The sequence below is a fragment of the Vibrio sp. 070316B genome, from assembly GCF_013114115.1.
Lineage (GTDB): Bacteria > Pseudomonadota > Gammaproteobacteria > Enterobacterales > Vibrionaceae > Vibrio > Vibrio chagasii_B.
The window spans coordinates 61,681-87,720 of sequence record NZ_VTYC01000009.1 but is presented as its reverse complement, the minus strand read 5'-3'; the positions used below and the strand labels follow the sequence as shown (position 1 = coordinate 87,720).

Sequence of the window (26,040 nt, the reverse complement as noted above, 5' to 3'; positions counted from 1 at the left end):
TAACTCAATGTGCGCTTTGCCTCATGATTGTTACAAAAAGGTAGCTTTATCTTGTCAAAAAGTAGGGTTTTATTTATCATTTGCCGTCAATAAATAGAACTAAATACATATTTTGTTAGCCATGCTCTTTAATCGGAATAATTTCAATCCACAAGGAGCAAATGGGAGAATGTTTGGATGAGCAACGCGCCTTTAAATAACGGTCGCAGGCGTTTCTTAACCGCAACAACAGCCGTTGTTGGTGGTTTGGGAGCTGCTGCTGTAGCCGTGCCTTTTATTAAATCATGGAATCCGAGTGCCAAGGCGAAAGCTGCGGGTGCACCGGTGGAAGTGGAAGTCAGCAAGTTAGAACCGGGACAAATGGTTCGTGTCGAGTGGCAAGGTAAACCTGTATGGGTTGTACGTCGTGCTGAGTCGGTACTAGAAAACCTAAAATCTATCGGTGGTCAACTTCGTGATCCTCAATCTGAAGCTGAACAACAGCCAGAATACGCACAGAACGAATTCCGTTCAATTAAGCCGGAATTCTTCGTTGCTGTTGGTTTCTGTACGCACTTAGGTTGTTCTCCGACTTACCTACCTGATTCTTTCGCAGAACAAGTACAAGGTGTTAAGTCTGGTTTCTTCTGTCCGTGTCATGGTTCGAAATTTGATATGGCTGGTCGAGTATTCCAAGGCGTACCTGCACCATTGAACCTTGTTGTGCCAAAGCATATGTATTTAAGCGACACCAAGATCCTGATCGGTATTGACGAGGGAGATGCATAATGCAAGGACTACTAGACTGGGTTGAAAAACGTATACCCGCGATGAATGCTTACAAAAAGCACTTATCTGAATACCCAATGCCTAAGAACTTTAACTTTTGGTACCTTTTCGGTTCTTTGGCAATGTTGGTATTGGTTAACCAAATCCTTACGGGTATTTGGCTAACAATGAACTACGTACCGTCTGGTGAGGGTGCGTTTGCTTCTGTTGAATACATCATGCGTGATGTGGAATACGGTTGGCTACTACGTTACATGCACTCGACAGGTGCTTCGGCATTCTTCGTTGTTATCTACCTGCACATGTTCCGTGGTCTAATCTACGGTTCTTACCAAAAACCTCGTGAGCTACTTTGGATCTTCGGTATGTTGATCTTCTTGGTGCTTATGGCCGAGGCTTTCATGGGTTACCTACTACCATGGGGTCAAATGTCTTACTGGGGTGCTCAGGTAATCATTTCTCTGTTTGGTGCGATTCCTGTTATCGGTGATGACCTAACGCTTTGGATCCGTGGTGATTACATCATCTCTGGTGCAACGTTGAACCGTTTCTTCGCACTGCACGTTATCGCGCTACCAATCGTACTTCTGCTGCTTATCGTGCTTCACGTACTAGCGCTGCACGAAGTGGGTTCGAACAACCCAGACGGTATCGAGACTAAGCTTCCTAAAGGCACAATGGGCGACGACTACAAAACTCAGTTCCCATTCCATAAAGATTACACGAAGAAATACGACATCATTGACTCTATTCCTTTCCACCCATACGGGACAGTGAAAGATATGGTTGGTGTTGCTGGTTTCCTATTCTTCTTCTGTTATGTGCTGTTCTTTAACCCAGAGATGGGTGGTTTCTTCCTTGAGCCGCCAAACTTTGAAGCTGCGAACCCGCTGAAGACACCTGAGCACATTGCTCCTGTATGGTACTTCACGCCGTTCTACGCAATCCTACGTGCGGTTCCTGATAAGCTGCTAGGTGTTGTAGCAATGGGTGCATCGATTGTTGTGCTATTCCTACTGCCATGGTTCGACCGTTGTAAAGTGCGTTCTTACCGTTACCGTAGCAAACTGCATTTGATTAACATCATCCAATTCACAATAAGCTTTATTGCGCTTGGTGTACTTGGTGCGCTTCCAGCAACACCAACATACACGCTACTAGCTCAAATCTTTAGCTTAGGTTACTTCATGTTCTTCGTTCTGCTGTGGTTCTACAGTAAAAATGAAGCGACGAAACCATTACCAGAAAGGGTGACATTCAAATGAAAAAGTGGATTGTAATTTTATTTGCTATGTTGCCGTCACTGGCGATGGCAGCGGGTGCAAACGTACCATTAGACAAAGCGAACAATGACTTAACGGACAAAGCTTCATTGCAAAATGGCGCTAAGATGTTCATGAACTACTGTTTTGCTTGTCACTCAACGCAATACCAACGCTATGAGCGTGTTGCGAATGACTTAGAGATCCCAGTTGATCTAATGAAGGAAAACCTGATTTTCGACCCTGAAGCGAAAATTGGTGACCTAATGGTTAATGCGATGCCTTCTGAGCAAGCGGCAAGCTGGTTTGGTGCTCCGCCGCCGGACCTAACTTTGGTTGCTCGTGTTCGTGGTGCTGACTGGCTATACACGTATCTTCGCACTTTCTACGAAGACCCGTCTCGTCCATTTGGCGTGAACAACATTGTTTTCCCAAGTGTTGGTATGCCGCACGTTCTTGAAGAGCTGCAAGGTATCCCTACACCAATCTACGATACTCACATTGTAGATGGCGAAGAAGTAACAGTGGTTGTTGGTACTGAGACTGATGGCTCTGGTGAACTAAGTGCTGGTGAATACGATGAAGCGGTTCGCGACCTAGTTAACTTCCTAGTTTACTCGGGCGACCCTGTTCAACTTGAGCGTCATGCTCTAGGTTGGTGGGTAATGGCTTTCTTAGTAATCTTCACTATCATTGTGATTCTGCTGAAGAAAGAGTATTGGCGTGATGTGCACTAATTGTGCTATAATACCGTGCTAATTCCCAAATTATGTTAATGTTCAATGGAGGCTTTAGGCCTCCATTGTTTTTATTTAAAGTGTACTGGAGGGCTCCATGGCTGTAGCTGCCAATAAACGTTCTGTAATGACTCTTTTCTCAAGTGCTTCTGATATGTATAGCCATCAGGTGCGCATCGTTCTTGCTGAAAAAGGCGTAAGTGTTGAAGTTGAGTTGGTTGATGAAAAAAATCTTCCAGCAGAGCTTGTTGAACTGAACCCGTACAAATCAGTACCAACTCTTGTTGATCGTGAGCTTGCTCTATACGACTCTAAGATCATCATGGAATACTTAGATGAGCGTTTTCCTCATCCACCATTGATGCCTGTATACCCGGTTGCTCGTGGTAACAGCCGTCTAATGATGTACCGCATCGAGCGCAACTGGTATTCAGTTGCAGAGAAGATCGTTAAAGGCAACGCTGAAGAATCTGAAGCAGCACGTACTAAACTACGTAACGATCTACTGACTCTGGCTCCTATCTTCGCAGAGTACGAGTACTTCATGAGCGAAGAATTCAGCCTAATCGATTGCTACCTTGCTCCGCTACTATGGCGTTTACCTGAGCTTGGTATCGAGCTAATTGGCCCTGGTTCTAAAGAGCTTAAAGTTTACATGAACCGCGTATTTGAACGTGATTCATTCCTAGCTTCTTTAACGGAAGCTGAGCGCGAGATGCGACTAGTTCGCTAAGCGTTATGGATATCTCAAATATGACACCACGCCGACCATACATGCTTCGTGCATTCTATGATTGGCTGGTTGATAACGAATTGACTCCACACCTTGTAGTTGAAGCAACACTACCAGGCGTGCGAGTTCCAGAAGAGTTTGTTCAAGATGGTCAGATCATTCTGAACATCGCACCTCGTGCAGTTGGACAACTTGAGCTGGGTAATGAAGCTGTGACGTTTAGCGCTCGTTTTAGTGGTCGTCCTCACTCTGTGATCGTTCCACTTTATGCTGTACAAGCGATTTACGCTCGTGAGAATGGTGCTGGTACCATGTTTGAACCTGAAGAGGCTTACATGGAATCGTTCGAAGAAGGGATTGAAGAAAGTCCTTTCGAAGAGCCAGAAAAAGGCCCATCTTTGAGTGTTGCTACGGTTGAACCAGAAGCTGAAGAGCCAGACTCAGATCCTGAGCCACCTCGCCCGGCAAAAGGTCGTCCAAGCCTTCGTGTTATCAAATAACGTTATTTATAAGTAACGACTCAATAAAAAAGCAGCGACTCATCGCTGCTTTTTTCTTTTCTGTTACCTGCTGATTTCTTTGCAGTTTTAGCTTAATCGCTAGTTAACGGCTGTCTCTTCTTCACCATATTCAAATGCTCGGATTACCTGCTTCACACCGGAAATGTTGCGTGCAACTTCCGTCGCGATATCTGCGTGTTCACGAGATACTAAGCCCAGTAAGAATACTTCTGAATCTTCAGTGATGACTTTCACCTTGATGCCGTTCAGCTCAGAGTTAGCCAGCAGAGCCGATTTCACTTTAGTGGTAATCCAGCTGTCTTTGCTGATAGCGCTAACAGAGAGAGGCTCTTTCACGCGAATCTGATTGTGAATTGTTTCGACGCCAGGTACATCTTTCGCTTGGCTCTCAAAAGAGCGGCGTTCAGCATCTGTTGTTGCTTGGCCCATTAATACCACCGAGCCGCGGTAAGAGCTTGCTGTGACACGAACGCTACCACGGTATGGCTGTTTGTTAGTGATGGCTGCGACTTCAAATTCGATATTGTTGTCGTTCCAAATCTCTTTAGTGGTTCGCGTGTCAGTGACAATGTTTGCAGTGGTTGCTGCACCAGCAATGAAAATGCCAGCACAACCAGACAAAGATAGTGTAAGTAGCGAAACACTAATCAGCTTCAATAGCGTCTTAGAGGTAAATGATTTCATTGTGATGCTCCGTATATCACTCTTCGTGAGCAGGGAAGAGTACTTGATCGATTAGGTCACATAGGCAGTGTAGTGTCACCATGTGCACTTCATGAATGCGCGCTGTGCGGTGTGACGGGATACGAATTTCTACATCGTGCTCACCAAGCAAACCTGCCATTTCACCACCATCTTTACCGGTAAAGGCGATGATAGTCATGTCACGAGTTACCGCTGCTTCCATCGCTTTAATGATGTTCTTGCTGTTACCGCTAGTCGAGATAGCCAGTAAAATATCACCCGTTTGACCAAACGCACGCACCTGTTTAGAGAAGATCTCTTCGTAGTGGTAGTCGTTTGCAACCGCAGTAAGCGTGGTGTTATCAGCTGTAAGGGCCATTGCTGGTAGGCTAGGGCGCTCGGTTTCAAAACGGTTAAGTAGGCATGATACAAATTGCTGAGCGTTTGATGCGGATCCACCATTACCACAACATAGGATTTTGTTTCCGTTGAGCAAGGTAGCAACCATAGCTTGAGCGGCGTGCGTGATTGCATCTGGTAGTGCTTCTGCAGCCGCAATTTGGATTTGAATACTTTCTGTAAAACTTTCTTTAATGCTGTCTAGCATGTTTATCCTTGGGTAATCGCGTTTTGAATCCAGTTGATATGATCATCTGGCCCTTCAATGGCAATGATATCAAACCTGAAATCTGTGGAATGTACCGACAAGCCTTGCTGCATCAGCCACACTTGGGCTGTTTTGAGTAGCCTTTGTGACTTCTTCGCTGTCACCATCTCAGCGGCATGTCCGTAGCGAGTTTGCTTACGGTATTTTACCTCGGCAAACACAATCGTATTGTTATGGCGCATTATAAGATCAATCTCGCCACATTTTGCTATGAAGTTTTGTTGAATTAACGATAAACCGTGGCGAGTCAAATAGGCCTTTGCCACGGCCTCGTATTGATCACCCACTTGTTTATGGGTGACCGTTGCTTTGGACAAGAACGTTCGGCTAAAAAGCCCCATGCTCTGCCCAGCTGATTTCACGTTGTACAACACAGTTGTTGTCGATGGTTAATACGCCAGTTTCACCCGGAATACTGTAACCCTGTACGGCTTTCATCTGTGGTAGCGCATCCATTAGGTAGTATGCATCCATACCTAACGCTTGTAGGCGTTTCTGGCCGTTTGAATGTGCTGGCCATAGTTCGTTAAGCTCTTTGTTCAGCTCACCTTTTTTTTCAACTAGCAGTGGGATATCGCTGTAGAATACACCTGTTAGGTCTTCATACTGCTTGTCGCCGCTATTACTGCGTGAGTTAGAGAACAGAGCAGGCTGGCTAGCATCTGGGTTGATCGCAACTTCAATGAAAGGCTTGATCAGCGTTAGCTCGGAGTTCTTCGCCACGATGTAGACAGAATCGATATCACGACGACTGCGTGGTTCGGTTTCTAGGTCTATATCAAGTAGGTTATCCATTTGCGCGATGCGCTGTTGGCTCTCTTGTAGACCGAATACTTGATTCACGTTGCGTTGAAGTTGGCGTTTGTCCGAGAAGAAGCTGATTGCTACATCGTTATTGCTGTATTTCTTCCACTCTTCTTTAAACGCTTGCTCAACACGATCACCAAGGCGTCCCTTCGGAGCCAGAATCAGTGGGTATTTGTAGCCTTGAGCAAACAGGTGTTTCGCTGCTTGAGCAACCTCTTGCTCAGGAGATAGAGCGAGGTAACAAATATTGGTGTCAGGTTCTAGCTGAGTTGGAATATTCAGAGCTAAAGCTGGAATCGAGTTCTCGTGATTTTTCTGCGCTTGCTGAAGCTTAGTGATGTTGCTCTTAATCAGCGGGCCAACGATGAAATCAACATTGTTCTCTTCAAGTGTCGCTTTAATTTCAGCGGCACTTTGAACATTGGTGTCCATAACCGTCAGCGTTGCATCTTCTTCGCGCTCTTTGTCATTCATCATCGCAAAGATGAAACCATCACGTACCAGTTGTGCTTGCTTACCATATTTACCCGTTAGCGGTAGTAGCAATGCAGTGCTGGTTGGCTTGCTGATCTCTAAGGCTAAGATGTCCGTGATCGCTTGCGGTGTATAAGTAGCAGCAGGATGCTGAGGATTCTCGGCTAACCAATCAGACAGGGTTTCCTGTAGGTTTGGCAGGTTCGAGTTGAGTGTCTTCATGTAAATAGCGAGTTGTAACCAACCGGCTAAAACGTCTTCCGTCGGTGACGTTTTCAGTTCCAGAATCTCATATTGAGAGTAGCTATTTAGATTTTGCCAAATTCGATCTGCAGCTTGCTGCTGGATCTCGTCGTTATCTTTCGCGTACTCAGAATAAAGAACAAGTTCACGACTCGCCTCGAAATACTCGCTTCGCATCTCTGAAATATTCGCACGCAGCTCGTGGTAATCTTTCCACTGTTCGTTTGGCAGTTTCCACCAAGGCTGGAAGTTTAGTTGGCTGTACGCTTGATCCGGCTGTGAGTTATTCACCAACAGTTGAGCTCGAGCGAGTTGCCATTCTGCTTGCTGAACTTCAGTGAGCTCTTGTTTTGCTAAGCGTTTGATAAGCAGTGTCGCTTGGTCGGTTTTGCCAGCTTGCACAGAAGCTTTAAGCGCCATGATTAACCAGTCGTTTTGTAGGCTTCCTTTGCTACTGTCCGCCTGCATCATGTAACTTTCAGTGGATTGCACTGGATCTAGTGTAATATCTACGCTTGTTGGTGCTTGTGGACCTGAAGAACAAGCCGCCAATGTAATTGCTAATGCAATTGGAGTTAGTAAGCGTGGTACACTGAGTCTCTTATGGTTCATCGTTGCCATGAGTTCTTTAAATTCCGTATAAATTTGTATCTATATTAATCGTTGAAGTGATGGTAAACAAATGACAGATAACAAAACCTTGCTCACAGAGAGCCCAACTCTCTACATTGTGCCAACCCCAATCGGAAATTTGGGAGATATCACTCAAAGAGCAATTGAAATCTTATCAAGTGTCGATGTTATTGCAGCCGAAGACACACGCCACACGGGTAAGCTGCTTGCTCACTTCAATATATCAACCAGAACGTTCGCTTTACATGATCATAATGAACAAACTAAAGCTCAAGTTCTAGTCGAAAAGCTATTAGAAGGTCAGTCTATCGCATTAGTCTCTGATGCGGGTACACCTTTAATCAGTGATCCAGGTTACCATCTTGTATCACAATGTCGTCAAGCGGGTGTGAGAGTTGTGCCACTTCCTGGTGCTTGTGCTGTGATTACCGCGTTAAGTGCGTCAGGTTTACCATCGGATCGTTTCAGCTTTGAAGGCTTCTTACCGCCTAAGAGTAAAGGTCGTAAAGATAAGTTCCTAGAGATCGCGAAAGCTGAGCGCACGTGCATCTTCTACGAATCACCGCACCGCATTTCTGACTCTTTGCAAGATATGCTTGAGATTTTAGGCCCTGACCGTGAAGTTGTATTGGCGCGTGAGCTAACTAAGACTTTCGAAACCATTCAAGGCCTGCCTCTTGGTGAACTGATTGAATGGATTGAAGAGGACGCGAACCGCAAGCGCGGTGAGATGGTATTACTGATTCATGGTCACCGCGAAGAAGCGAGCACTGAACTACCAGATGAAGCGACTCGCACGCTGGGTATTCTGACCAAAGAACTGCCTCTTAAAAAAGCGGCGGCAATGACAGCAGAAATCTACAACCTGAAAAAGAACGCGCTGTACAAATGGGGCCTAGAGCACCTAGACAACTAATGCTTCTTTAGTTACATAATTCAGATACAGATAAACAAGAAACCCAACCATCTTTTTATCTGTATCTCTAATCTGCTCTTAGTTCTTTTCTCATCTCTCATCCCGCCACTCGCATCTTTCTTTTTATCCCTTCGAATCCCGCATCTCGCCACTCGCATCCGCTTTTAGGTCAATTCCCCATCAGTTAATCATTGGTTTGCACCATATTTGTGATCTCGCTAGACACTGCACACTAATCTCTATACAATCCGCCCTCGGAGTTGAACGGGTAATCGCTGCTTTGCTGATGTCCTTCGGGAGACTGACGTTGAGGTCCTTCGGGAAACTGACGTTGAAGTCCTTCGGGAGACTGGCAGAGGGGAGGAACGTCCGGGCTCCATAGAGCAGGGTGCCAGATAACGTCTGGGGGGCGCGAGCCCACGACAAGTGCAGCAGAGAGAAGACCGCCGATGGCCTCATTTCTTCGGAAGGGGCACAGGTAAGGCTGAAAGGGTGCGGTAAGAGCGCACCGTGCGACTGGTAACAGTTCGTAGCAAGGTAAACTCCACCCGGAGCAAGATCAAATAGGCCCTCACATTGCGTTGCTCGCGTATGGGGGCGGGTAGATTGCTTGAGCCTGTGAGCGATTGCAGGCCTAGACGAATGGTTACCGCCGCGCAAGCGGAACAGAACCCGGCGTATGTGTCAACTCCACCCATTTTAAGAACCCATCATTACTTAACGGTAGTGATGGGTTTTTTGCTTTATATTGACGTAAATTATTTAGATTTCCTTAAAATCCGTCATCTTGGTATGAGCTTGGGTCAAAAATTCCCAAAGCCTGTACACAATATGGTGGAGATACAGCGTGAAATCAGTACACTAAAACGTTAACAGAACAAATTATTGCCGAACTAATGGCTCAATCCACTCACTGAGAAGACTATGACAGAAGCATTCAAACATATTTCAGTATTGCTTAACGAATCTATTGACGGACTTGCGATCAAACCTGATGGTACCTACATCGATGGTACTTTTGGCCGTGGTGGTCACAGCCGTACAATCCTGTCTAAACTGGGCGAGAATGGACGACTATTTAGTATCGACCGCGATCCACAAGCGATTGCAGAAGCACAAAAAATTGATGACCCTCGCTTTACTATCATCCACGGTCCATTCTCAGGCATGGCTGAATACGCAGAGCGTTATGATTTAGTGGGTAAAGTAGACGGCGTTCTGCTGGATTTAGGAGTTTCTTCACCACAACTTGATGATGCTGAACGTGGCTTCAGTTTCATGAAAGATGGCCCACTAGATATGCGTATGGACCCAACTTCGGGCATTCCTGTATCTCAGTGGCTACTAGAAGCGGATCTTGATGACATCACTTGGGTGATTCGTGAGTTTGGTGAAGACAAGCATGCTCGTCGTATCGCAAAAGGCATCATGGCTTATCAAGAAAACGAAGAGAATGAGCCGTTAACTCGCACTGGCCAGTTGGCTAAGCTTATCTCTGATGTAGCACCAAAAAGCTTCAAAGAGAAAAAGCACCCAGCAACGCGTGCGTTCCAAGCATTCCGTATCTACATTAACAGTGAACTGGAAGAGATCGACACGGCACTAAAAGGCGCAGCAAGCATTCTTGCTCCAGAAGGTCGCCTGTCTGTTATTAGCTTCCACTCACTTGAAGACCGTATGGTGAAGCGCTTTATTCGTAAAGAGAGCCAAGGCCCGCAAGTACCTCACGGCCTTCCGTTAACGGAAGAGCAGATCAAAGCACTAGGCAGTGCTGATCTTAAGCCTGTCGGTAAAGCGATCAAACCATCGAAAGGCGAAGTGGATGAGAACACTCGTTCACGTAGCTCAGTATTACGAATCGCAGAAAAGCTATAGTCAATGAAGACCTCCAAGCCGAACTTAGCCAAGATAATATTTTTTGATTTGATCTCCGTGGGTAAAGTCCCATTGGTGCTGCTTATCTGTATCTTCGCGAGCGCGATGGGGGTCGTTCTCACGACACACATGTCACGTCAGGCAATCACGCAAAAAGACATGGCATTGAGTGAGCGTGAACAGCTTGATAATGAATGGCGAAATTTAATGCTTGAAGAGACGGCTCTGGCTGAACATAGTCGCGTTCAAGCATCGGCAAAACGAGAGCTAGACATGAAACGTCCAGACTCCGACAAAGAAGTTGTGATCACACTGAAATGACCGGAAAAAAGGAAAAAGCACCCGCGAAAGCCGTTAAGAAACCAACGAAAGAGCGAGTGAAGAGCGAAAAGGACTCGGATCCAATTCTGATTAAATGGCGTTTCAACGTCGTTATTGCTTTTGTGTTGGTTGCCTTTTCTGTACTAGTAGGTCGTGTGGCTTACATCCAAGTCATTGAACCAGATAACTTAATTCGTCAGGGCGACCTTCGTTCTGTACGTGTTAAGGCTATTCCTTCTGCCCGCGGGATTATTTCAGACCGCAATGGCGAACCACTTGCCGTCAGTGTGCCTGTTGAGGCGGTATGGGCTGACCCGAAAACCATCTTCGATAAAAATGGCATGGCCCAAATTGATCGTTGGTATGCGTTAGCTGATGTACTTGGCTTAGATCGACAATCAATGATCAACAAGATCTCCAGTGACAAATCTCGTCGTTTTATCTACCTACAAAGACAAGTTAGCCCAGCAATGGCGAAATACATCCGTGACTTAAAGCTGGTGGGTATTGGTCTTAAAGCAGAATCACGTCGTTATTACCCAGCCGGCGAAGTCAGTGCGCATCTGATAGGTGTGACCGGAATTGACGGACACGGGCTAGAGGGTGTTGAGCGCAGCTACGATAAGTGGCTAACGGGTGAAGCCGGTAAACGTACAATCCGTAAAGACCGTTACGGGCGAGTAGTGGAAAACATTGCACTAGAAGAGCGTGAAGAAGGCAAACCACTCGAATTAACCATCGATCAGCGCCTACAAGCCATCGCTTATCGAGCGATTAAACAGGCGGTAGCCGATCACAAGGCGACGTCTGGCTCTGCTATCTTATTAGACGTAAAAACGGGGGCGGTTTTGGCCATGGTCAACGCGCCGTCTTACAACCCAAACAATCGTGCTGACTTACAAAGCTTTAAGATGCGTAACCGCGTGATCACCGATGCTTTTGAGCCAGGTTCGACGGTTAAGCCTTTTGTCGTTCTAGCGGCTCTCGAAAATGGCACCGCAGATGCTGATACTGTGATTGATACGGGCAACGGCATCATGCAAATCGGTGGTAGTCGTGTACGTGATACTTCCAAAGTTGGTAAGGCAGACTTAGCGTTAATCCTTAAGAAGTCGAGTAACATCGGTGTGGCGAAATTAGCCCTGGATATGCCGCTTGAAGCGCTACTGGGTATGTACAGTTCAGTAGGCCTTGGTGAGATGTCTGGACTGAACCTAGTCGGTGAAACTGCCGGTATTTTCCCTAACCGTCGACGCTGGTCTAAGTTTGAAATTGCTACCTTATCATTTGGTTATGGCCTAGCGATTACTCCGCTTCAATTGGCTCATGCCTATGCGACGTTAGCGAATCACGGTGTTTACGAGCCTATTCATATCGTTAAAAGCAACGACCAAGATTTCTCAAAACAGATCATCAAGCGCGAAAATGCTGAGTTGGTTTTGAACATGTTAGAAGGCGTAACCCAAAAGGGCGGTACAGCGACAAGAGCTGCCGTGCCGGGTTACCGAGTAGCAGCAAAAACAGGTACATCTAGAAAAGCGATTTCCGGTGGTTATGGAGACGAGTACTTCGCCTATACCGCTGGTGTTGCTCCAGTGAGTGACCCAAGAGTCTCTTTGGTTGTGATGATCAATGAACCTCAAGGTGACCTTTACTATGGTGGCTCGGTCGCAGCCCCTGTTTTTTCTGAAATCATGAAGGGCGCACTGCAAATACTGAATGTCCCTGCTGATGAAAACAAGTTTCAAGAATAGATCTAATCAGGATTCAATATGAGTAATAGCCTCACGCTGTCATCTTTACTTTCTCCTTGGGGAGATTTTAGTGCTCCCGAGTTAGCGTCGATTGCGGTTGAGCAATTGGTGCTAGACAGTCGTGCCATCAAGGACGGTGATACCTTTGTTGCCATTGTAGGGCATGCTGTCGATGGTCGCCGCTTTATCGACAAAGCCGTTGCTCAGGGCGCAAAGGCGGTTATTGCACAAGCTAGCGATGACAAAACGCATGGTTTGGTTGAATGGTTAGATGCAGTGCCAGTGATTTATGTATCTGAGCTGAATGTAATCCTCTCAGAACTGGCGGGTCGTATTTACTCTTCTCAAGCGACTAAATTGATTGGCGTTACTGGCACCAATGGAAAAACCACTATCACTCAATTGATTGCTCAGTGGCTAGACCTAGTCGGCCAACGCTCTGCGGTAATGGGCACAACGGGTAATGGCTTTCTAGACAACCTTAAAACGGCGGCTAATACGACCGGTAGTGCGATTGAAATACAACGCACACTGAGTGAGTTAGCTGAAGAAAACGCCGTTTATACCGCGATGGAAATCTCGTCTCATGGTTTGGTTCAAGGTCGAGTTAAGGCGTTGAACTTTGAGGTTGGTGTATTTACCAACTTGAGCCGTGACCACTTGGATTACCACGGCACGATGGAAGAGTACGCTCTAGCTAAGAAGAGCTTGTTTACTCAGCATAATTGTAAGCACGCTGTGATTAATGTCGACGATGAAGTCGGTAAAGCTTGGATGGCAGATCTGTCTAATGCAGTAGCTGTTTCATTACTTCCGTTATCGGGCTACCAGCAGTCAGTATGGGCATCGGATGTTGCTTATGCAGAGACCGGTATCAAACTCGCTTTTGATGGTAGCTGGGGGCAGGGAGAACTGTCTGTTCCTTTAATTGGCCAGTTCAACGCATCAAATGTATTGGTTGCTTTCGCGACATTACTCTCACTAGGCATCGACAAGCAAACTTTGATCGACACAGCACCTCAACTGCAACCGGTTATTGGTCGCATGGAATTGTTCCAAGTACCAAACAAAGCCAAAGTAGTGGTCGATTATGCGCATACACCAGACGCATTAGAGAAAGCACTAGCAGCACTACGAGTTCACTGCTCTGGAAAGCTATGGGCAATCTTTGGCTGCGGTGGTGATCGAGATACCGGCAAGCGCCCTATGATGGCGGTGACCGCAGAGCAGTTCGCCGACAAAATTATTATTTCAGATGACAATCCTCGCAGCGAAGATCCGGCATTGATTGTTAAAGACATGCTGGCAGGCTTAAGTGAGCCTGATGCCGCCTTTGTTGAACACGATCGCTTTCAGGCGGTTAAGTTTGCTTTAGAGAAGGCGGGTAATAACGACATTATTCTTCTGGCAGGTAAAGGCCATGAGGATTACCAAGTATTGAAAGACAAAACGATCCACTATTCGGATCGAGAGTCTGCGCTACAACTTTTAGGTATTTCATAATGATTGATGTATCACTCGAGCAGATCTGCTCAGCGGTGAACGGTCAGCTGATAGAGGCTGGCAAATCGAGCAATAGTTTGATCAATGCGGTTTCTACCGACACTCGTACCGTAGAACAAGGTGCGCTGTTTGTTGCTCTCGTTGGTGAACGTTTTGATGCGCATGATTTTTGTGGTCAGGCTGTTGAGGCCAATGCGAGTGCGTTATTAGTTCAACGAAAACTTGACCTAAATATTACTCAAGTTGTTGTTGAAGACACTAAACTTGCTTTAGGTCAGCTAAGTGCTTGGATTCATGAGCAATGTAACGTTCCAACTATGGCGATTACAGGCAGCTGCGGCAAGACGACAGTAAAAGAGATGGTTGCGAGCATTTTGCAGCAACGTGGCAAGGTGCTGTTTACAGCAGGCAACTTCAATAATGATATTGGGGTACCGTTAACCCTGCTGCGTAGTGAGTCAAGCGACGACTACGCAGTGATCGAACTAGGCGCCAATCACATCGGTGAAATTGCTTATACCACTCAGCTTGTTAAACCACAGGTTGCTTTGGTGAACAATGTCGCGGCGGCACACTTAGAAGGTTTTGGCTCTATCGATGGTGTGAAGCAAGCGAAAGGCGAAATTTTTCAGGGGCTTGCTGCTGATGATACTGCTATTGTTAACCTAGAGAGCAATGGTGGTGACTTCTGGAAAGATGTCCTTGCAGACAAAAACGTACTGACCTTTTCTGAAAGTGATGACACGGCGGATTACTTTGCGACGAATATTCGCATCAACGAGCAGGGTGAAGCTTGCTTTGATATGCAGACCCCACAAGGTGCCATCGATGTCGAACTTGGCATTATTGGTCAGCACAATGTAGCAAACGCATTAGCGGCAGCTGCACTGAGCATTCAATTCGGTGCCACGCTTGCAGAAATTAAAAGCGGTTTAGCGAATCTTATCTCAGTTAAAGGCCGAGTTGAGGTTCAACAATTAAGTCAGAATATCAAGCTGATAGATGACAGTTACAACGCCAGCGTACCGGCAATGAAGGCGGCAGCTAAATTGTTGTCGAGCTTCAAAGGTCAGCGTTGGTTGATTTTAGGCAATATGGCTGAATTAGGCGATGAAAGCCTTGCACTTCACCGTCAAGTCGGTGAATATGCTGCCCCATTCGCTTTTGAGCATGTACTCACTTACGGTGATGATACCAAGGTGATTAGTGAAGTGTGTAACGGTACTCACTTTGCAACGCATGAAGCGATGATCGCGCACATAGAGCAGCACTTGAGCTTGCCAGAAAACGCGCCACATACCTTGTTGGTAAAAGGCGCCAATAGTGCAGGAATGAGTAAAATAGCCGCTGCTTTAAAGGAGAACTTTTCATGATAATTTGGCTTGCAGAGCTACTACAGCCACACTTTTCTTTTTTCCGTTTGTTCGAATACTTATCGTTTCGTGCAATCGCGAGCATTTTGACGGCTTTATGTCTGTCGCTGTGGATGGGACCTCGTTTAATTGAGCGTCTGCAAATGCTGCAAATTGGCCAAGTTGTTCGTAACGACGGCCCAGAGTCTCACTTTAGTAAGCGTGGCACACCAACTATGGGTGGTGTGATGATCCTTGCTGCGATCATTATTACAGTCTTGCTTTGGGCTGACTTATCAAACCCTTACGTTTGGGCGGTGCTTGTCGTGCTAGGCGGTTACGGTGCAGTTGGTTTTGTTGATGATTATCGTAAAGTTGTTCGTAAGAACACTGATGGTCTGATTGCTCGTTGGAAGTACTTTTGGCAGTCGGCGATTGCTTTGGTAGTGGCATTTGCTCTGTATGCTCACGGGCAAGACACTGCAGCAACACAATTAGTGGTGCCTTTCTTTAAAGATGTGATGCCACAACTTGGTTTACTGTACATTGTTCTAACTTACTTTGTTATTGTGGGTACCAGTAACGCGGTAAACCTAACTGATGGCCTAGATGGCTTGGCGATTATGCCAACGGTTATGGTTGCAGCGGGTTTTGCTGTTATCGCTTGGGCGACAGGTAACGTTAACTTTGCAGCATACCTACACATTCCATACATCCCATACACCTCTGAACTGGTTGTGGTATGTACTGCTATCGTTGGTGCAGGCCTTGGCTTCCTATGGTTTAACACTTACCCAGCACAAGTATTCATGGGCGATGTTGGCTCTCTAGCACTGGGTGGTGCGTTAGGTGTGATTGCGGTACTCGTTCGTCAAGAGTTGGTACTAGTGATCATGGGTGGTGTGTTTGTAATGGAGACCTTGTCAGTAATCCTGCAAGTCGGCTCTTACAAATTACGTGGCCAACGTATTTTCCGTATGGCACCGATTCACCACCACTATGAGCTGAAAGGCTGGCCAGAACCGCGTGTTATCGTGCGCTTTTGGATCATCTCAATGGTATTGGTACTGATTGGCCTAGCGACACTGAAAGTTCGTTAATCCTATGCGAGCCTCTGTATTAGAGGCTCTTTAAAACTATTAAGAGCATCTTGTTTAAATGGAACGTTGGCAAAATATTCAAAATGTAGTGGTTGTGGGGCTCGGTATTACCGGGCTCTCTGTCGTTAAACATCTCGTAAAATATCAACCTCATACGCATGTGAAGGTCATTGATACGCGAGATCTACCGCCAGGAAAAGAATCTTTGCCTGAGTCGGTTGAGCTGCATTCTGGAAGCTGGAATAGCCAATGGTTAGCTGAGGCTGATCTAGTGGTTGCTAACCCAGGCATTGCTTTAGCGACACCTGAAATTCAAGATGTGCTTCAAGCGGGTACGCCTGTCGTTGGCGACATCGAGTTGTTTGGTTGGGCTGTAGATAAGCCTGTTGTGGCGATTACTGGTTCAAACGGTAAGAGTACCGTGACTGATTTGACTGGTGTGCTTGCTAAGGCTGCTGGGCTTAATGTTGGCGTTGGCGGCAATATTGGCATTCCAGCCCTAGACCTTCTAGAACTTGATGCGGATTTATATGTCCTTGAACTTTCAAGTTTTCAGCTAGAAACTACATCAAATTTAAAACTTGCCGCTGCGGCATTCTTAAATCTGTCTGAAGATCATATGGATCGCTATCAAGGCATGGCTGATTACCGTGAGGCCAAGTTAAGAATCTTTAATAACGCGCAGTGTGCGATTGTTAATCGTGAAGACAAAGAGACTTACCCTGACCAGACAATGCCATTGTTGACTTTTGGCTTAGATAACCAAGAGTTTGGTGTATCAACGATTGATAGTACTGAGTGGCTAGTCGATCACGGTACACCTGTCCTTGCTACCCAAGATTTAACATTGGTTGGACGTCACAATGTGGCGAATGCGTTAGTCTCACTTGCACTATTGAAGCAAGTTGGTATCGACTACAGCAAAAGTCTTGATGCTTTGAAGGCCTATAACGGTTTGACGCATCGTTGCCAAGTCGTGGCTGACAAGCGCGAAATCAAATGGGTTAATGACTCCAAAGCAACGAATGTAGCCAGCACATTGGCAGCCCTGTCTGGGTTGGAGTATCAAGGTACGTTATATCTTTTGGTTGGCGGCGTTGGTAAAGGTGCTGACTTTAGTGAGCTTGAACCAGTATTGACGCAACTTGAGCGTGTTCAGCTGTGTTGTTTCGGTGAAGATGCAGATCAATTCATGCCTCTACACCCATCGGCACAAAAGTTCGACACTATGCAGCAGATAATCGAATCTATCTCGCCACAGCTGGTGGCTGGAGATATGGTGATGCTGTCTCCGGCGTGCGCAAGCTTCGATCAATTTAATAATTTCATGGCAAGAGGTGACGCGTTCATTGAGCTTGCTCATGAGTATGCTTAACGTGTTGAAGGACTAACATTCAGTGCAAAGAGTCAAAGAGATTAATCAATCCATCTGGCAGTGGCTAAACCGTGCTACTCCCGAGGCGCTTTACGATCGTCAATTGGTATGGATTGCTCTTGGGCTAATGCTGACAGGTTTGGTGATGGTGACGTCTGCTTCGTTCCCCATCAGTGCTCGTTTAACCGATCAGCCGTTTCATTTTATGTTCCGTCACGCGATCTTTCTATTGCTCGCATTGGGTGTATCCAGTGTGATATTGCAAATCCCGATGAAGCGCTGGTTTCAATACAGCATGTACCTGCTGGGCTTATCCTTCTTCTTGTTGGTCGTAGTACTAGCCGTCGGTAAGTCAGTTAACGGTGCATCTCGCTGGATACCTCTTGGGCTATTCAACTTACAGCCTGCCGAGGTCGCTAAGCTTTCCTTGTTTATCTTCATGGCGGGCTACTTGGTTCGTAAACAAGACGAAGTGAGAAAAACCTTCTTTGGTGGTTTTGCAAAACCCATCATGGTGTTTGGTGCTTTTGCCGTCTTGCTACTTGGTCAACCCGACTTGGGTACCGTAGTTGTAATGTTGGTAACGCTGTTTGGCATGCTGTTCATTGCTGGTGCCAAGTTGTCACAGTTTATTGCCTTGATGGTCGCTGGTATTGCCGCTGTCGTTGGTTTGATTGTCATAGAACCTTACCGTGTTCGACGTGTGACTTCATTCTGGGAACCATGGAATGACCCGTTTGGTAGCGGCTACCAATTAACTCAATCATTGATGGCGTTCGGCCGTGGTGATTGGATGGGACAAGGGCTTGGTAACTCGATTCAAAAACTCGAATACCTACCAGAAGCGCATACTGATTTTGTATTTGCGGTCTTGGCTGAAGAGCTTGGCTTTGTCGGTGTTACCTTAGTATTAATGTTGATCTTCAGCTTGGTGTTAAAAGCCATTCTTATTGGCAAAAAAGCCTTTGAACATGATCAAGTGTTCAGTGGCTATCTGGCTTTTGGTATTGGTATTTGGTTTGCGTTTCAGACGCTTGTTAACGTAGGTGCAGCATCTGGCATTGTTCCGACCAAAGGTCTAACCCTCCCGCTAATCAGTTACGGTGGTTCAAGTTTAATTGTTATGTCTGTGGCGGTATCAATGCTGCTGCGCATTGACCACGAATGCCGAATGCAACAAAAAGAACAAGCTGATAGTCAAAACGAATTAGTAGAATAAGAATCTAAAGCGATGAAACAAAACAAAAAACTTTTAGTGATGGCTGGTGGTACTGGCGGTCACGTTTTCCCAGGGCTAGCGGTGGCTAAAAAGCTTCAGCAGCAAGGTTGGGAAATTCGCTGGTTAGGCACAGCAGACAGAATGGAAGCGGATTTAGTGCCAAAACATGGCATTGAGATCGACTTCATTAAAGTGAAAGGCCTGCGTGGTCAAGGCATTAGTAAGCTAATTAAAGCCCCATTCCAAATTATTAATGCCATACTTCAAGCAAAGCAGCATATCAAAGCGTGGCAGCCTGACGTGGTACTTGGTATGGGTGGCTATGTGAGTGGCCCGGGTGGTATTGCGGCATGGTTATCAGGCATTCCTGTGGTTTTGCATGAGCAAAATGCAGTGGCGGGTCTAACCAACCAGTGGCTATCTAAGATTGCGAAAAAGGTTTTCCAAGCCTTCCCTGGTGCATTTCCTACTGCTGAGGTAGTGGGTAACCCAGTTCGTGAGGATGTGGTTGCTTTACCGGAGCCAGAGCTACGCATGGCTGAGCGTGATGGCGATATCCGTATTTTGGTTATGGGTGGCAGCCAAGGGGCTAAAATCCTCAATGATACTTTGCCTGTAGCGATGGCACAGCTTGGAGAAGGCTTCACAGTGATGCACCAAGCGGGTAAGAACAATCAACAGCAAGTGATTGAACAATACAAATCACATTCTGTAGATAATGTTCAAGTAACTGAATTTATTGATGATGTGGCGCAAGCCTATGAGTGGGCGGATCTATTAGTGTGTCGCTCAGGTGCGTTAACCGTATCAGAGGTATCAGCAGCCGGTGTCGGTTCAATTTTTGTTCCGTTTATGCACAAAGACAGACAGCAAGCACTGAATGCCGACCATTTAGTTGAATGTGGTGCGGCGTTAATGATTGAACAGCCACAACTGACGGCTGAAAAGTTAGCGAACACCATCGCTGAACTTGATAGAAATGAATTAAAAATGATGGCAACAAAAGCGCGTCAAGCAGCCAAGCTTGATGCCGACGTTACTGTCGCTGAAGCGATTAAAGCTTTAGCAAAATAATGAGACTGAATTGATGACGATTGAACATACCCAAGACTTAGCGCAAATCCGTGCAATGGTGCCAGAGATGCGCCGTGTTAAATCTATCCACTTCATTGGTATTGGTGGTGCTGGAATGAGCGGGATTGCTGAAGTCTTGCTTAATGAAGGCTACCAGATCACTGGTTCTGATATCGCTCAAAATCCAGTGACAGAGCGTTTAGTTAGCAAGGGTGCGACCGTTTACATTGGCCACCAGGCGAGTAACGTTGCTGATGCAAGTGTAGTCGTGGTATCAACCGCTATCAACGAAGAGAACCCAGAGATTATTGCCGCTCGTGAAGCGCGTACGCCTATCGTTCGTCGTGCAGAAATGCTAGCTGAGCTGATGCGTTTTCGTCACGGTATTGCTGTGGCAGGTACGCACGGTAAGACAACAACAACGGCTTTGGTTACACAGATTTACTCTGAAGCAGGTTTAGATCCAACGTTTGTAAACGGTGGGTTAGTGAAAAGTGCAGGTACCAATGCCCGCCTTGGTTCGAGCCGTATCTTGATTGCTGAAGCTGATGAGAGTGATGCATCATTCTTACACTTGCAACCTATGGTGAGTATCGTAACCAATATCGAAGCGGACCATATGGATACCTATGGCGGTGACTTCGAAACATTAAAGCAGACGTTTATCGATTTCTTACACAACCTGCCATTTTATGGTCAGGCTGTGATGTGTGTGGATGATCCTGTTGTACGAGAGCTGATTCCTCAGGTTAGTCGCCAAGTGATCACTTACGGTTTCTCAGAAGATGCGGACATCCGTATTGAAAACTACGTACAAGAAGGCCAGCAAGGCAAGTTCACTGTTGTACGTGAAGGTAAAGCTAATCTGGATATCACGTTGAACATTCCAGGTCGTCACAATGCACTGAATGCCTCTGCGGCGATTGCAGTGGCAACGGAAGATGACATCAGCGATGAAGCGATCCTAAAAGCGATGGCAGGTACCGAAGGTACTGGGCGTCGTTTCGACCATCTTGGTGAGTACGAGACGGGTAATGGTGTCGCAATGCTGGTTGATGATTATGGTCATCACCCAACCGAAGTTGATGTAACGATTCAGGCTGCTCGAAGTGGTTGGGCTGATAAGCGTCTCGTGATGATTTTCCAACCACATCGTTACAGTCGAACACGTGATTTATATGATGATTTTGCGAACGTTCTTGAGCAGGTTGATGTCTTAATCTTATTAGATGTTTATTCTGCGGGTGAGAAACCTATTGCAGGTGCAGACGGGCGCTCATTAAGTCGAACTATTCGCGGGCGTGGTAAGATTGACCCAATCTTTGTTGCTGATATCAACACGCTGCCATCGGTTTTAGCTAACGTGATTCAAGGCGGCGACCTTGTATTGACGCAGGGTGCAGGCGATGTTGGCCGCGTTGCTAAGCAACTAGAATCGTTACAGTTAGACATTAATAAAATGCAGAACGTGTAGCAGAATACTGTCTACATACTGTGGTCAATCGCTCACTTCTTGCGATTGACCTAAAATTGACCAAAAATCTTATTATCAACGTTTGATAGTTTGATTTTGCTCAGTATAATTCATAGGTTAAAGTAAGTGCTTTTACCTCTATTACGAAGATAGGGAATAGAATTGCGAACCAACGACAGGGAAAGCGGGCTTTGGTAGAAAGTACTTTTAGCGAAAACCGCCACCTATTCAGTTTACCATCGTTAAAGAAACACGCCCTAGGCGGGTCCTTTTTTGTCATGGTATTGCTATTCATTGGGTTTCTTTTCTACACCACACTGACTTGGATGTGGGACGATCAACGATTGCCTCTCTCCAAAATAGTCATTCAAGGTGACTTAACTTATGTAACCGCTGGTGATGTTCAACATGCTTTTGGAAGACTCGAGCATATTGGTACATTCATGTCACAAGACATTGGTGTGTTGCAAGACAGTTTAGAAGCATTGCCTTGGGTGTCTGTTGTCTCTATTCGTAAGCAGTGGCCAGACACAATAAAAGTATTTTTGACTGAGTATCATGCTGCAGCAATCTGGAACGGCAACATGCTGTTGAATGATGATGGTCAGGTGTTTAATGGCGATATCGGTCTTCTGAAAGGCGATAGAGTTAAGCTTTACGGCCCAGATGGCACCAGCCAAGAAGTGATCGAAAAGTGGAGAAAGATAACCCCTTTGATTAACAGTCTAGGGTTAACGGTTACCTCACTTGTTCTCAACGAACGTCGCGCTTGGCAAATAATCCTAGATAACGGTATCCGTTTAGAGCTAGGTAAAGATTCTTTAGATGAGCGTGTTGAACGCTTCATTTCGCTTTACAACGAACTCGGTAGTAAGGCGAATCAAGTGAGCTACATCGACCTCAGGTATGATACGGGAGCCGCTGTAGGCTGGTTTCCAGAGCAAGAGTTAGAAGAGAGCACAGATGACTAAGACCGCAGATGACAACATAATCGTTGGTCTTGATATAGGCACTGCGACCATATCAGCTCTGGTTGGTGAAATACTGCCTGATGGTCAAATCAATATCATTGGCTCTGGGCAAAGCCCATCCAGAGGTATGGATAAAGGTGGTGTGAACGACCTAGAGTCGGTAGTTAAGTCAGTTCAGCGAGCAATTGATCAAGCAGAGTTGATGGCGGAATGCCAAATCAGCAATGTGTTTATCTCGCTATCAGGCAAACATATCGCAAGCCGAATTGAAAAAGGCATGGGCACTATCTCTGATGAAGAGGTGTCTCAAGACGATATGGATCGAGCGATCCATACTGCGAAATCAATTAAAATAGGTGAAGAGCAGAGAATTCTGCACGTGATCCCACAAGAATTTACCATTGATTATCAAGAAGGGATTAAGAACCCACTTGGTCTGTCTGGTGTTCGAATGGAAGTGAGCGTTCATCTAATTTCTTGCCATAGCGACATGGCGAGAAACATTATTAAAGCTGTTGAACGATGTGGTCTCACAGTAGAACAAATCGTGTTTTCAGGACTTGCCTCAAGTAATGCGGTAATTACTGAAGACGAGAGAGAGCTCGGAGTGTGTGTGGTTGATATCGGTGCGGGTACAATGGATATTTCCATTTGGACTGGCGGCGCGCTACGACACACAGAAGTCTTTTCCTATGCAGGAAATGCAGTAACCAGTGATATTGCCTTCGCTTTCGGTACGCCAGTGAGCGATGCTGAAGAGATAAAAGTAAACCATGGTTGCGCTCTGAGTGAACTCGTTAGCAAGGATGACTCTGTTAACGTCCCAAGTGTTGGTGGTCGCCCGTCAAGAAGTTTGCAACGACAAACTTTGTCGGAAGTGATTGAACCACGTTACACTGAACTTATGGGCCTCGTTAACCAAACTATCGATACGGTTCAATTACAGCTACGAGACGAAGGTATTAAACACCACCTTGCAGCTGGCGTCGTCCTCACTGGTGGAGCGGCACAAATTGACGGATTGGTAGAGTGTGCGGAACGTGTTTTCCGCAATCAAGTTCGAGTTGGTAAGCCATTAGAAGTTAGTGGCTTAACTGATTATGTTAAAGAGCCGTATCATTCTACGGCGGTTGGTTTACTTCATTACGCAAGAGATTGTCAGATCAGTGATGAAGGTGATTACAGCGAACCTAAGCGTTCAGCACCTTCGATGTCTGGTTTATTTGGTAAATTGCGTAATTGGATACAAAAAGAGTTTTAACCTGAGTTGCAGGAAAAAACGGAGATAACACATGTTTGAACCGATGATGGAAATGTCTGACGATGCAGTAATTAAAGTCGTTGGAGTTGGTGGCGGTGGCGGTAACGCTGTTGAGCACATGGTACGTGAATCAATCGAAGGCGTAGAATTCATCAGTGTTAATACTGATGCACAAGCACTTCGTAAAACAAGCGTGAGCAGCGTGATCCAAATTGGTGGTGATATCACTAAAGGTCTTGGTGCTGGTGCAAATCCACAAGTAGGCCGTGATGCAGCTCTCGAAGATCGAGAAAGAATTAAAGAAGTTCTAACTGGCGCCGATATGGTATTTATCGCAGCTGGTATGGGCGGTGGTACTGGTACAGGTGCTGCTCCAGTTATTGCTGAAGTTGCGAAAGAGCTGGGTGTGCTAACCGTTGCTGTTGTAACTAAGCCATTTAGCTTTGAAGGCAAAAAGCGTTTAGCGTTTGCTGAGCAAGGTATCGAAGAGCTTTCTAAACATGTGGATTCATTAATTACGATTCCAAATGAAAAGCTACTTAAAGTACTAGGCCGTGGCGTTACACTGCTAGAAGCTTTCGCAAGTGCAAATGATGTACTTAAAAACGCTGTACAAGGTATCGCTGAGCTAATTACTCGCCCTGGTATGATCAACGTCGACTTCGCGGATGTTCGCACCGTAATGTCGGAAATGGGTCATGCAATGATGGGTAGCGGTATCGCGAAAGGTGAAGACCGTGCTGAAGAAGCTGCTGAAACGGCAATTTCTAGCCCACTACTAGAAGACATCGACCTAGCTGGTGCACGTGGCGTTCTTGTGAACATCACTGCTGGCCTAGATATGCGTCTAGATGAATTCGAAACAGTAGGTAACACAGTTAAGGCATTCGCTTCTGATAATGCAACTGTTGTGATTGGTACTTCTCTAGACCCTGATATGACGGACGAAATCCGTGTAACTGTTGTTGCAACAGGTATCGGCACAGAGAGAAAACCAGACATTACACTAGTTGCTGGTGGAAAAGCTAAGGTTGCAGCAACTCCTCAACCACAAGTAGCGGCACAAGCTGCACCAAAAGTGGAAGAGAAAGTGGCACAACCATTGCAAGAAAAAACTGAGGTAAAACCTCAAGTTAAGCCGCAGCCAACAACGTCGCCTGTTTCTTCAGGTACAGGCGCTAGCCAAAGTGCAGCACCTAAGGCTGAGAAAGAGAGCGGATACTTAGATATTCCAGCATTCTTACGACGTCAGGCTGATTAACAATTACCCAAAATTTGACTATCGTCGAATTAATGGTAAAATTCGCGGTCGGTAAATACTGACCGTGATTTGTAGCACTGATAACGAGGCAAGCAGATGATCAGACAACGTACTCTGAAAGAAATTGTGAAAACAACTGGTGTGGGTCTCCACTCTGGTCGTAAAGTCACACTTACTCTTCGCCCGGCAGCTGCAAATACAGGTATTGTTTACCGTCGTACTGATGTAAATCCACCTGTAGATTTTCCAGCTGATCCAGCATCAGTTCGTGACACTATGTTATGTACTGCTCTTGTAAATGACGAAGGCGTACGTATTTCTACAGTGGAACACCTTAACGCGGCTTTAGCGGGCATGGGCATCGACAACATTATTGTTGAAGTAGATGCACCAGAGATCCCAATTATGGATGGCAGCGCAAGCCCATTCGTATACTTGCTACAGCAAGCGGGTGTTGAAACGCTGAATGCACCAAAACGTTTCATTCGCATCAAAAAGCCAGTTCGTTTCGAAGATGGCGATAAGTGGGCAGAGTTTGTTCCATTTAACGGCTTCCGTATGGACTTTGAAATCGAGTTCAACCACCCTGCAATTGAGTCTGACGAACAGCATCTATTGTTTGATTTCTCTTCTCAAGGCTTTGTGAAAGAGATCTCTCGAGCTCGTACTTTCGGCTTCATGCGTGATATCGAATACCTTCAATCACAAAACTTGTGTTTGGGTGGTAGCTTTGACTGTGCAATCGTACTAGACGAATACCGAATTCTTAATGAAGAAGGTCTACGTTTTGACAATGAGTTTGTAACTCATAAAGTGCTAGATGCGATTGGTGACCTTTATATGTGTGGACACGCTATTATCGGTGAATTCCGTGCATACAAATCAGGTCACGGCCTAAACAACCAACTACTACGTGCAGTGCTTGCTGACGCAGAAGCTTGGGAATGGGCAACATTCGAAGAAGAAGCTGGCTCGCCAGTGGCTTTTGCTGAACCAGGAATGGTTCTAGCGTAATTGTTGTTTTCAACAATGTAAGATTTCGAAAACCAGGCTAT

At 46.0% G+C, this 26,040-nt stretch carries 24 protein-coding genes and 1 other RNA gene; 21 read left to right on the top strand and 4 right to left on the bottom strand.

Annotated features, from left to right (window positions below; genetic code table 11):
• The first annotated feature begins 177 nt into the window (after positions 1 to 177).
• The 5 genes from petA (at position 178) to sspB (ending at position 4,000) form a co-directional block, all read left to right on the top strand.
• On the top strand, positions 178 to 768 hold the full coding sequence (gene petA, locus F0251_RS09390) for a ubiquinol-cytochrome c reductase iron-sulfur subunit (protein WP_004740757.1): 591 nt from the start codon (positions 178 to 180) through the stop codon (positions 766 to 768).
• The gene (locus tag F0251_RS09385; RefSeq protein WP_008223666.1) at positions 768 to 2,033 is read left to right on the top strand and encodes a cytochrome bc complex cytochrome b subunit; all 1,266 of its coding nucleotides are present in this window, start codon (positions 768 to 770) and stop codon (positions 2,031 to 2,033) included. Before petA ends, F0251_RS09385 begins: the two co-directional genes overlap by 1 nt.
• Entirely contained in the window at positions 2,030 to 2,767 is a 738-nt protein-coding gene (locus tag F0251_RS09380) for a cytochrome c1 (RefSeq protein ID WP_061033387.1), read from the top strand. The genes F0251_RS09385 and F0251_RS09380 overlap by 4 nt, the downstream gene beginning before the upstream one ends.
• A gap of 97 nt (positions 2,768 to 2,864) precedes the next feature.
• Positions 2,865 to 3,500, top strand: a complete 636-nt coding sequence (gene sspA, locus F0251_RS09375; protein WP_004740754.1) for a stringent starvation protein SspA — start codon at positions 2,865 to 2,867, stop codon at positions 3,498 to 3,500.
• A gap of 5 nt (positions 3,501 to 3,505) precedes the next feature.
• Positions 3,506 to 4,000, top strand: coding sequence for a ClpXP protease specificity-enhancing factor (gene sspB / locus F0251_RS09370; protein WP_061033386.1), 495 nt, complete (start codon positions 3,506 to 3,508; stop codon positions 3,998 to 4,000).
• Positions 4,001 to 4,099: 99 nt separating this feature from the next.
• Here sspB and F0251_RS09365 read toward each other — a convergent pair whose 3' ends face one another.
• Genes F0251_RS09365 through F0251_RS09350 form a run of 4 tightly spaced genes read right to left on the bottom strand, consistent with a single transcriptional unit; the run spans position 4,100 to position 7,517 of the window.
• On the bottom strand, positions 4,100 to 4,705 hold the full coding sequence (locus tag F0251_RS09365; RefSeq protein ID WP_171730860.1) for a BON domain-containing protein: 606 nt from the start codon (positions 4,703 to 4,705) through the stop codon (positions 4,100 to 4,102).
• A gap of 16 nt (positions 4,706 to 4,721) precedes the next feature.
• Entirely contained in the window at positions 4,722 to 5,312 is a 591-nt protein-coding gene (locus tag F0251_RS09360) for a phosphoheptose isomerase (protein ID WP_004729817.1), read from the bottom strand.
• A 2-nt stretch (positions 5,313 to 5,314) separates the two neighbouring features.
• On the bottom strand, positions 5,315 to 5,713 hold the full coding sequence (locus F0251_RS09355) for a YraN family protein (RefSeq protein ID WP_061033384.1): 399 nt from the start codon (positions 5,711 to 5,713) through the stop codon (positions 5,315 to 5,317).
• A complete protein-coding gene (locus F0251_RS09350) occupies positions 5,700 to 7,517 on the bottom strand; it encodes a penicillin-binding protein activator (protein WP_171730859.1) in 1,818 nt (605 codons plus the stop codon). Before F0251_RS09350 ends, F0251_RS09355 begins: the two co-directional genes overlap by 14 nt.
• Positions 7,518 to 7,578: 61 nt before the next feature.
• On the opposite strand from F0251_RS09350, the gene rsmI reads away from it, so the two are divergent.
• The 16 genes from rsmI (at position 7,579) to lpxC (ending at position 25,999) form a co-directional block, all read left to right on the top strand.
• Positions 7,579 to 8,445: a 16S rRNA (cytidine(1402)-2'-O)-methyltransferase gene (rsmI, locus tag F0251_RS09345; RefSeq protein WP_105058998.1), complete on the top strand. Its 867-nt coding sequence runs from the start codon at positions 7,579 to 7,581 to the stop codon at positions 8,443 to 8,445.
• A 256-nt stretch (positions 8,446 to 8,701) separates the two neighbouring features.
• Positions 8,702 to 9,141: RNase P RNA component class A (gene rnpB / locus F0251_RS09340), an RNA gene on the top strand.
• Positions 9,142 to 9,369: 228 nt separating this feature from the next.
• On the top strand, positions 9,370 to 10,320 hold the full coding sequence (gene rsmH, locus F0251_RS09335) for a 16S rRNA (cytosine(1402)-N(4))-methyltransferase RsmH (RefSeq protein WP_171730858.1): 951 nt from the start codon (positions 9,370 to 9,372) through the stop codon (positions 10,318 to 10,320).
• A gap of 3 nt (positions 10,321 to 10,323) precedes the next feature.
• Positions 10,324 to 10,641, top strand: coding sequence for a cell division protein FtsL (ftsL, locus tag F0251_RS09330; RefSeq protein ID WP_017062901.1), 318 nt, complete (start codon positions 10,324 to 10,326; stop codon positions 10,639 to 10,641).
• Positions 10,638 to 12,395, top strand: a complete 1,758-nt coding sequence (locus tag F0251_RS09325; RefSeq protein WP_008223684.1) for a peptidoglycan glycosyltransferase FtsI — start codon at positions 10,638 to 10,640, stop codon at positions 12,393 to 12,395. Before ftsL ends, F0251_RS09325 begins: the two co-directional genes overlap by 4 nt.
• 18 nt (positions 12,396 to 12,413) lie before the next feature.
• Positions 12,414 to 13,898: a UDP-N-acetylmuramoyl-L-alanyl-D-glutamate--2,6-diaminopimelate ligase gene (murE, locus tag F0251_RS09320; protein ID WP_171730857.1), complete on the top strand. Its 1,485-nt coding sequence runs from the start codon at positions 12,414 to 12,416 to the stop codon at positions 13,896 to 13,898.
• A complete protein-coding gene (murF, locus tag F0251_RS09315) occupies positions 13,898 to 15,271 on the top strand; it encodes a UDP-N-acetylmuramoyl-tripeptide--D-alanyl-D-alanine ligase (RefSeq protein WP_171730856.1) in 1,374 nt (457 codons plus the stop codon). The genes murE and murF overlap by 1 nt, the downstream gene beginning before the upstream one ends.
• Positions 15,268 to 16,350 carry a phospho-N-acetylmuramoyl-pentapeptide-transferase gene (gene mraY, locus F0251_RS09310; protein ID WP_008223690.1) on the top strand — a complete coding sequence of 361 codons (1,083 nt, stop codon included), beginning with the start codon at positions 15,268 to 15,270 and terminating at the stop codon, positions 16,348 to 16,350. Before murF ends, mraY begins: the two co-directional genes overlap by 4 nt.
• A 58-nt stretch (positions 16,351 to 16,408) precedes the next feature.
• Entirely contained in the window at positions 16,409 to 17,725 is a 1,317-nt protein-coding gene (murD, locus tag F0251_RS09305) for a UDP-N-acetylmuramoyl-L-alanine--D-glutamate ligase (RefSeq protein WP_171730855.1), read from the top strand.
• A gap of 22 nt (positions 17,726 to 17,747) precedes the next feature.
• Positions 17,748 to 18,944, top strand: a complete 1,197-nt coding sequence (gene ftsW, locus F0251_RS09300) for a cell division protein FtsW (protein ID WP_061033378.1) — start codon at positions 17,748 to 17,750, stop codon at positions 18,942 to 18,944.
• A gap of 12 nt (positions 18,945 to 18,956) precedes the next feature.
• Entirely contained in the window at positions 18,957 to 20,018 is a 1,062-nt protein-coding gene (gene murG / locus F0251_RS09295; RefSeq protein WP_061033377.1) for an undecaprenyldiphospho-muramoylpentapeptide beta-N-acetylglucosaminyltransferase, read from the top strand.
• A 13-nt stretch (positions 20,019 to 20,031) separates the two neighbouring features.
• Positions 20,032 to 21,492 (top strand): UDP-N-acetylmuramate--L-alanine ligase, encoded by a 1,461-nt coding sequence (gene murC, locus F0251_RS09290; RefSeq protein ID WP_008223697.1) that lies wholly within the window; start codon positions 20,032 to 20,034, stop codon positions 21,490 to 21,492.
• 191 nt (positions 21,493 to 21,683) lie between these two features.
• Positions 21,684 to 22,463, top strand: a complete 780-nt coding sequence (locus tag F0251_RS09285) for a cell division protein FtsQ/DivIB (RefSeq protein WP_032498757.1) — start codon at positions 21,684 to 21,686, stop codon at positions 22,461 to 22,463.
• Positions 22,456 to 23,724, top strand: coding sequence for a cell division protein FtsA (gene ftsA / locus F0251_RS09280; RefSeq protein ID WP_004740737.1), 1,269 nt, complete (start codon positions 22,456 to 22,458; stop codon positions 23,722 to 23,724). The genes F0251_RS09285 and ftsA overlap by 8 nt, the downstream gene beginning before the upstream one ends.
• 31 nt (positions 23,725 to 23,755) lie before the next feature.
• The gene (ftsZ, locus tag F0251_RS09275) at positions 23,756 to 24,985 is read left to right on the top strand and encodes a cell division protein FtsZ (RefSeq protein ID WP_061033376.1); all 1,230 of its coding nucleotides are present in this window, start codon (positions 23,756 to 23,758) and stop codon (positions 24,983 to 24,985) included.
• A gap of 96 nt (positions 24,986 to 25,081) precedes the next feature.
• Positions 25,082 to 25,999, top strand: a complete 918-nt coding sequence (gene lpxC, locus F0251_RS09270; RefSeq protein WP_004740735.1) for a UDP-3-O-acyl-N-acetylglucosamine deacetylase — start codon at positions 25,082 to 25,084, stop codon at positions 25,997 to 25,999.
• Positions 26,000 to 26,040 lie beyond the last annotated feature (41 nt).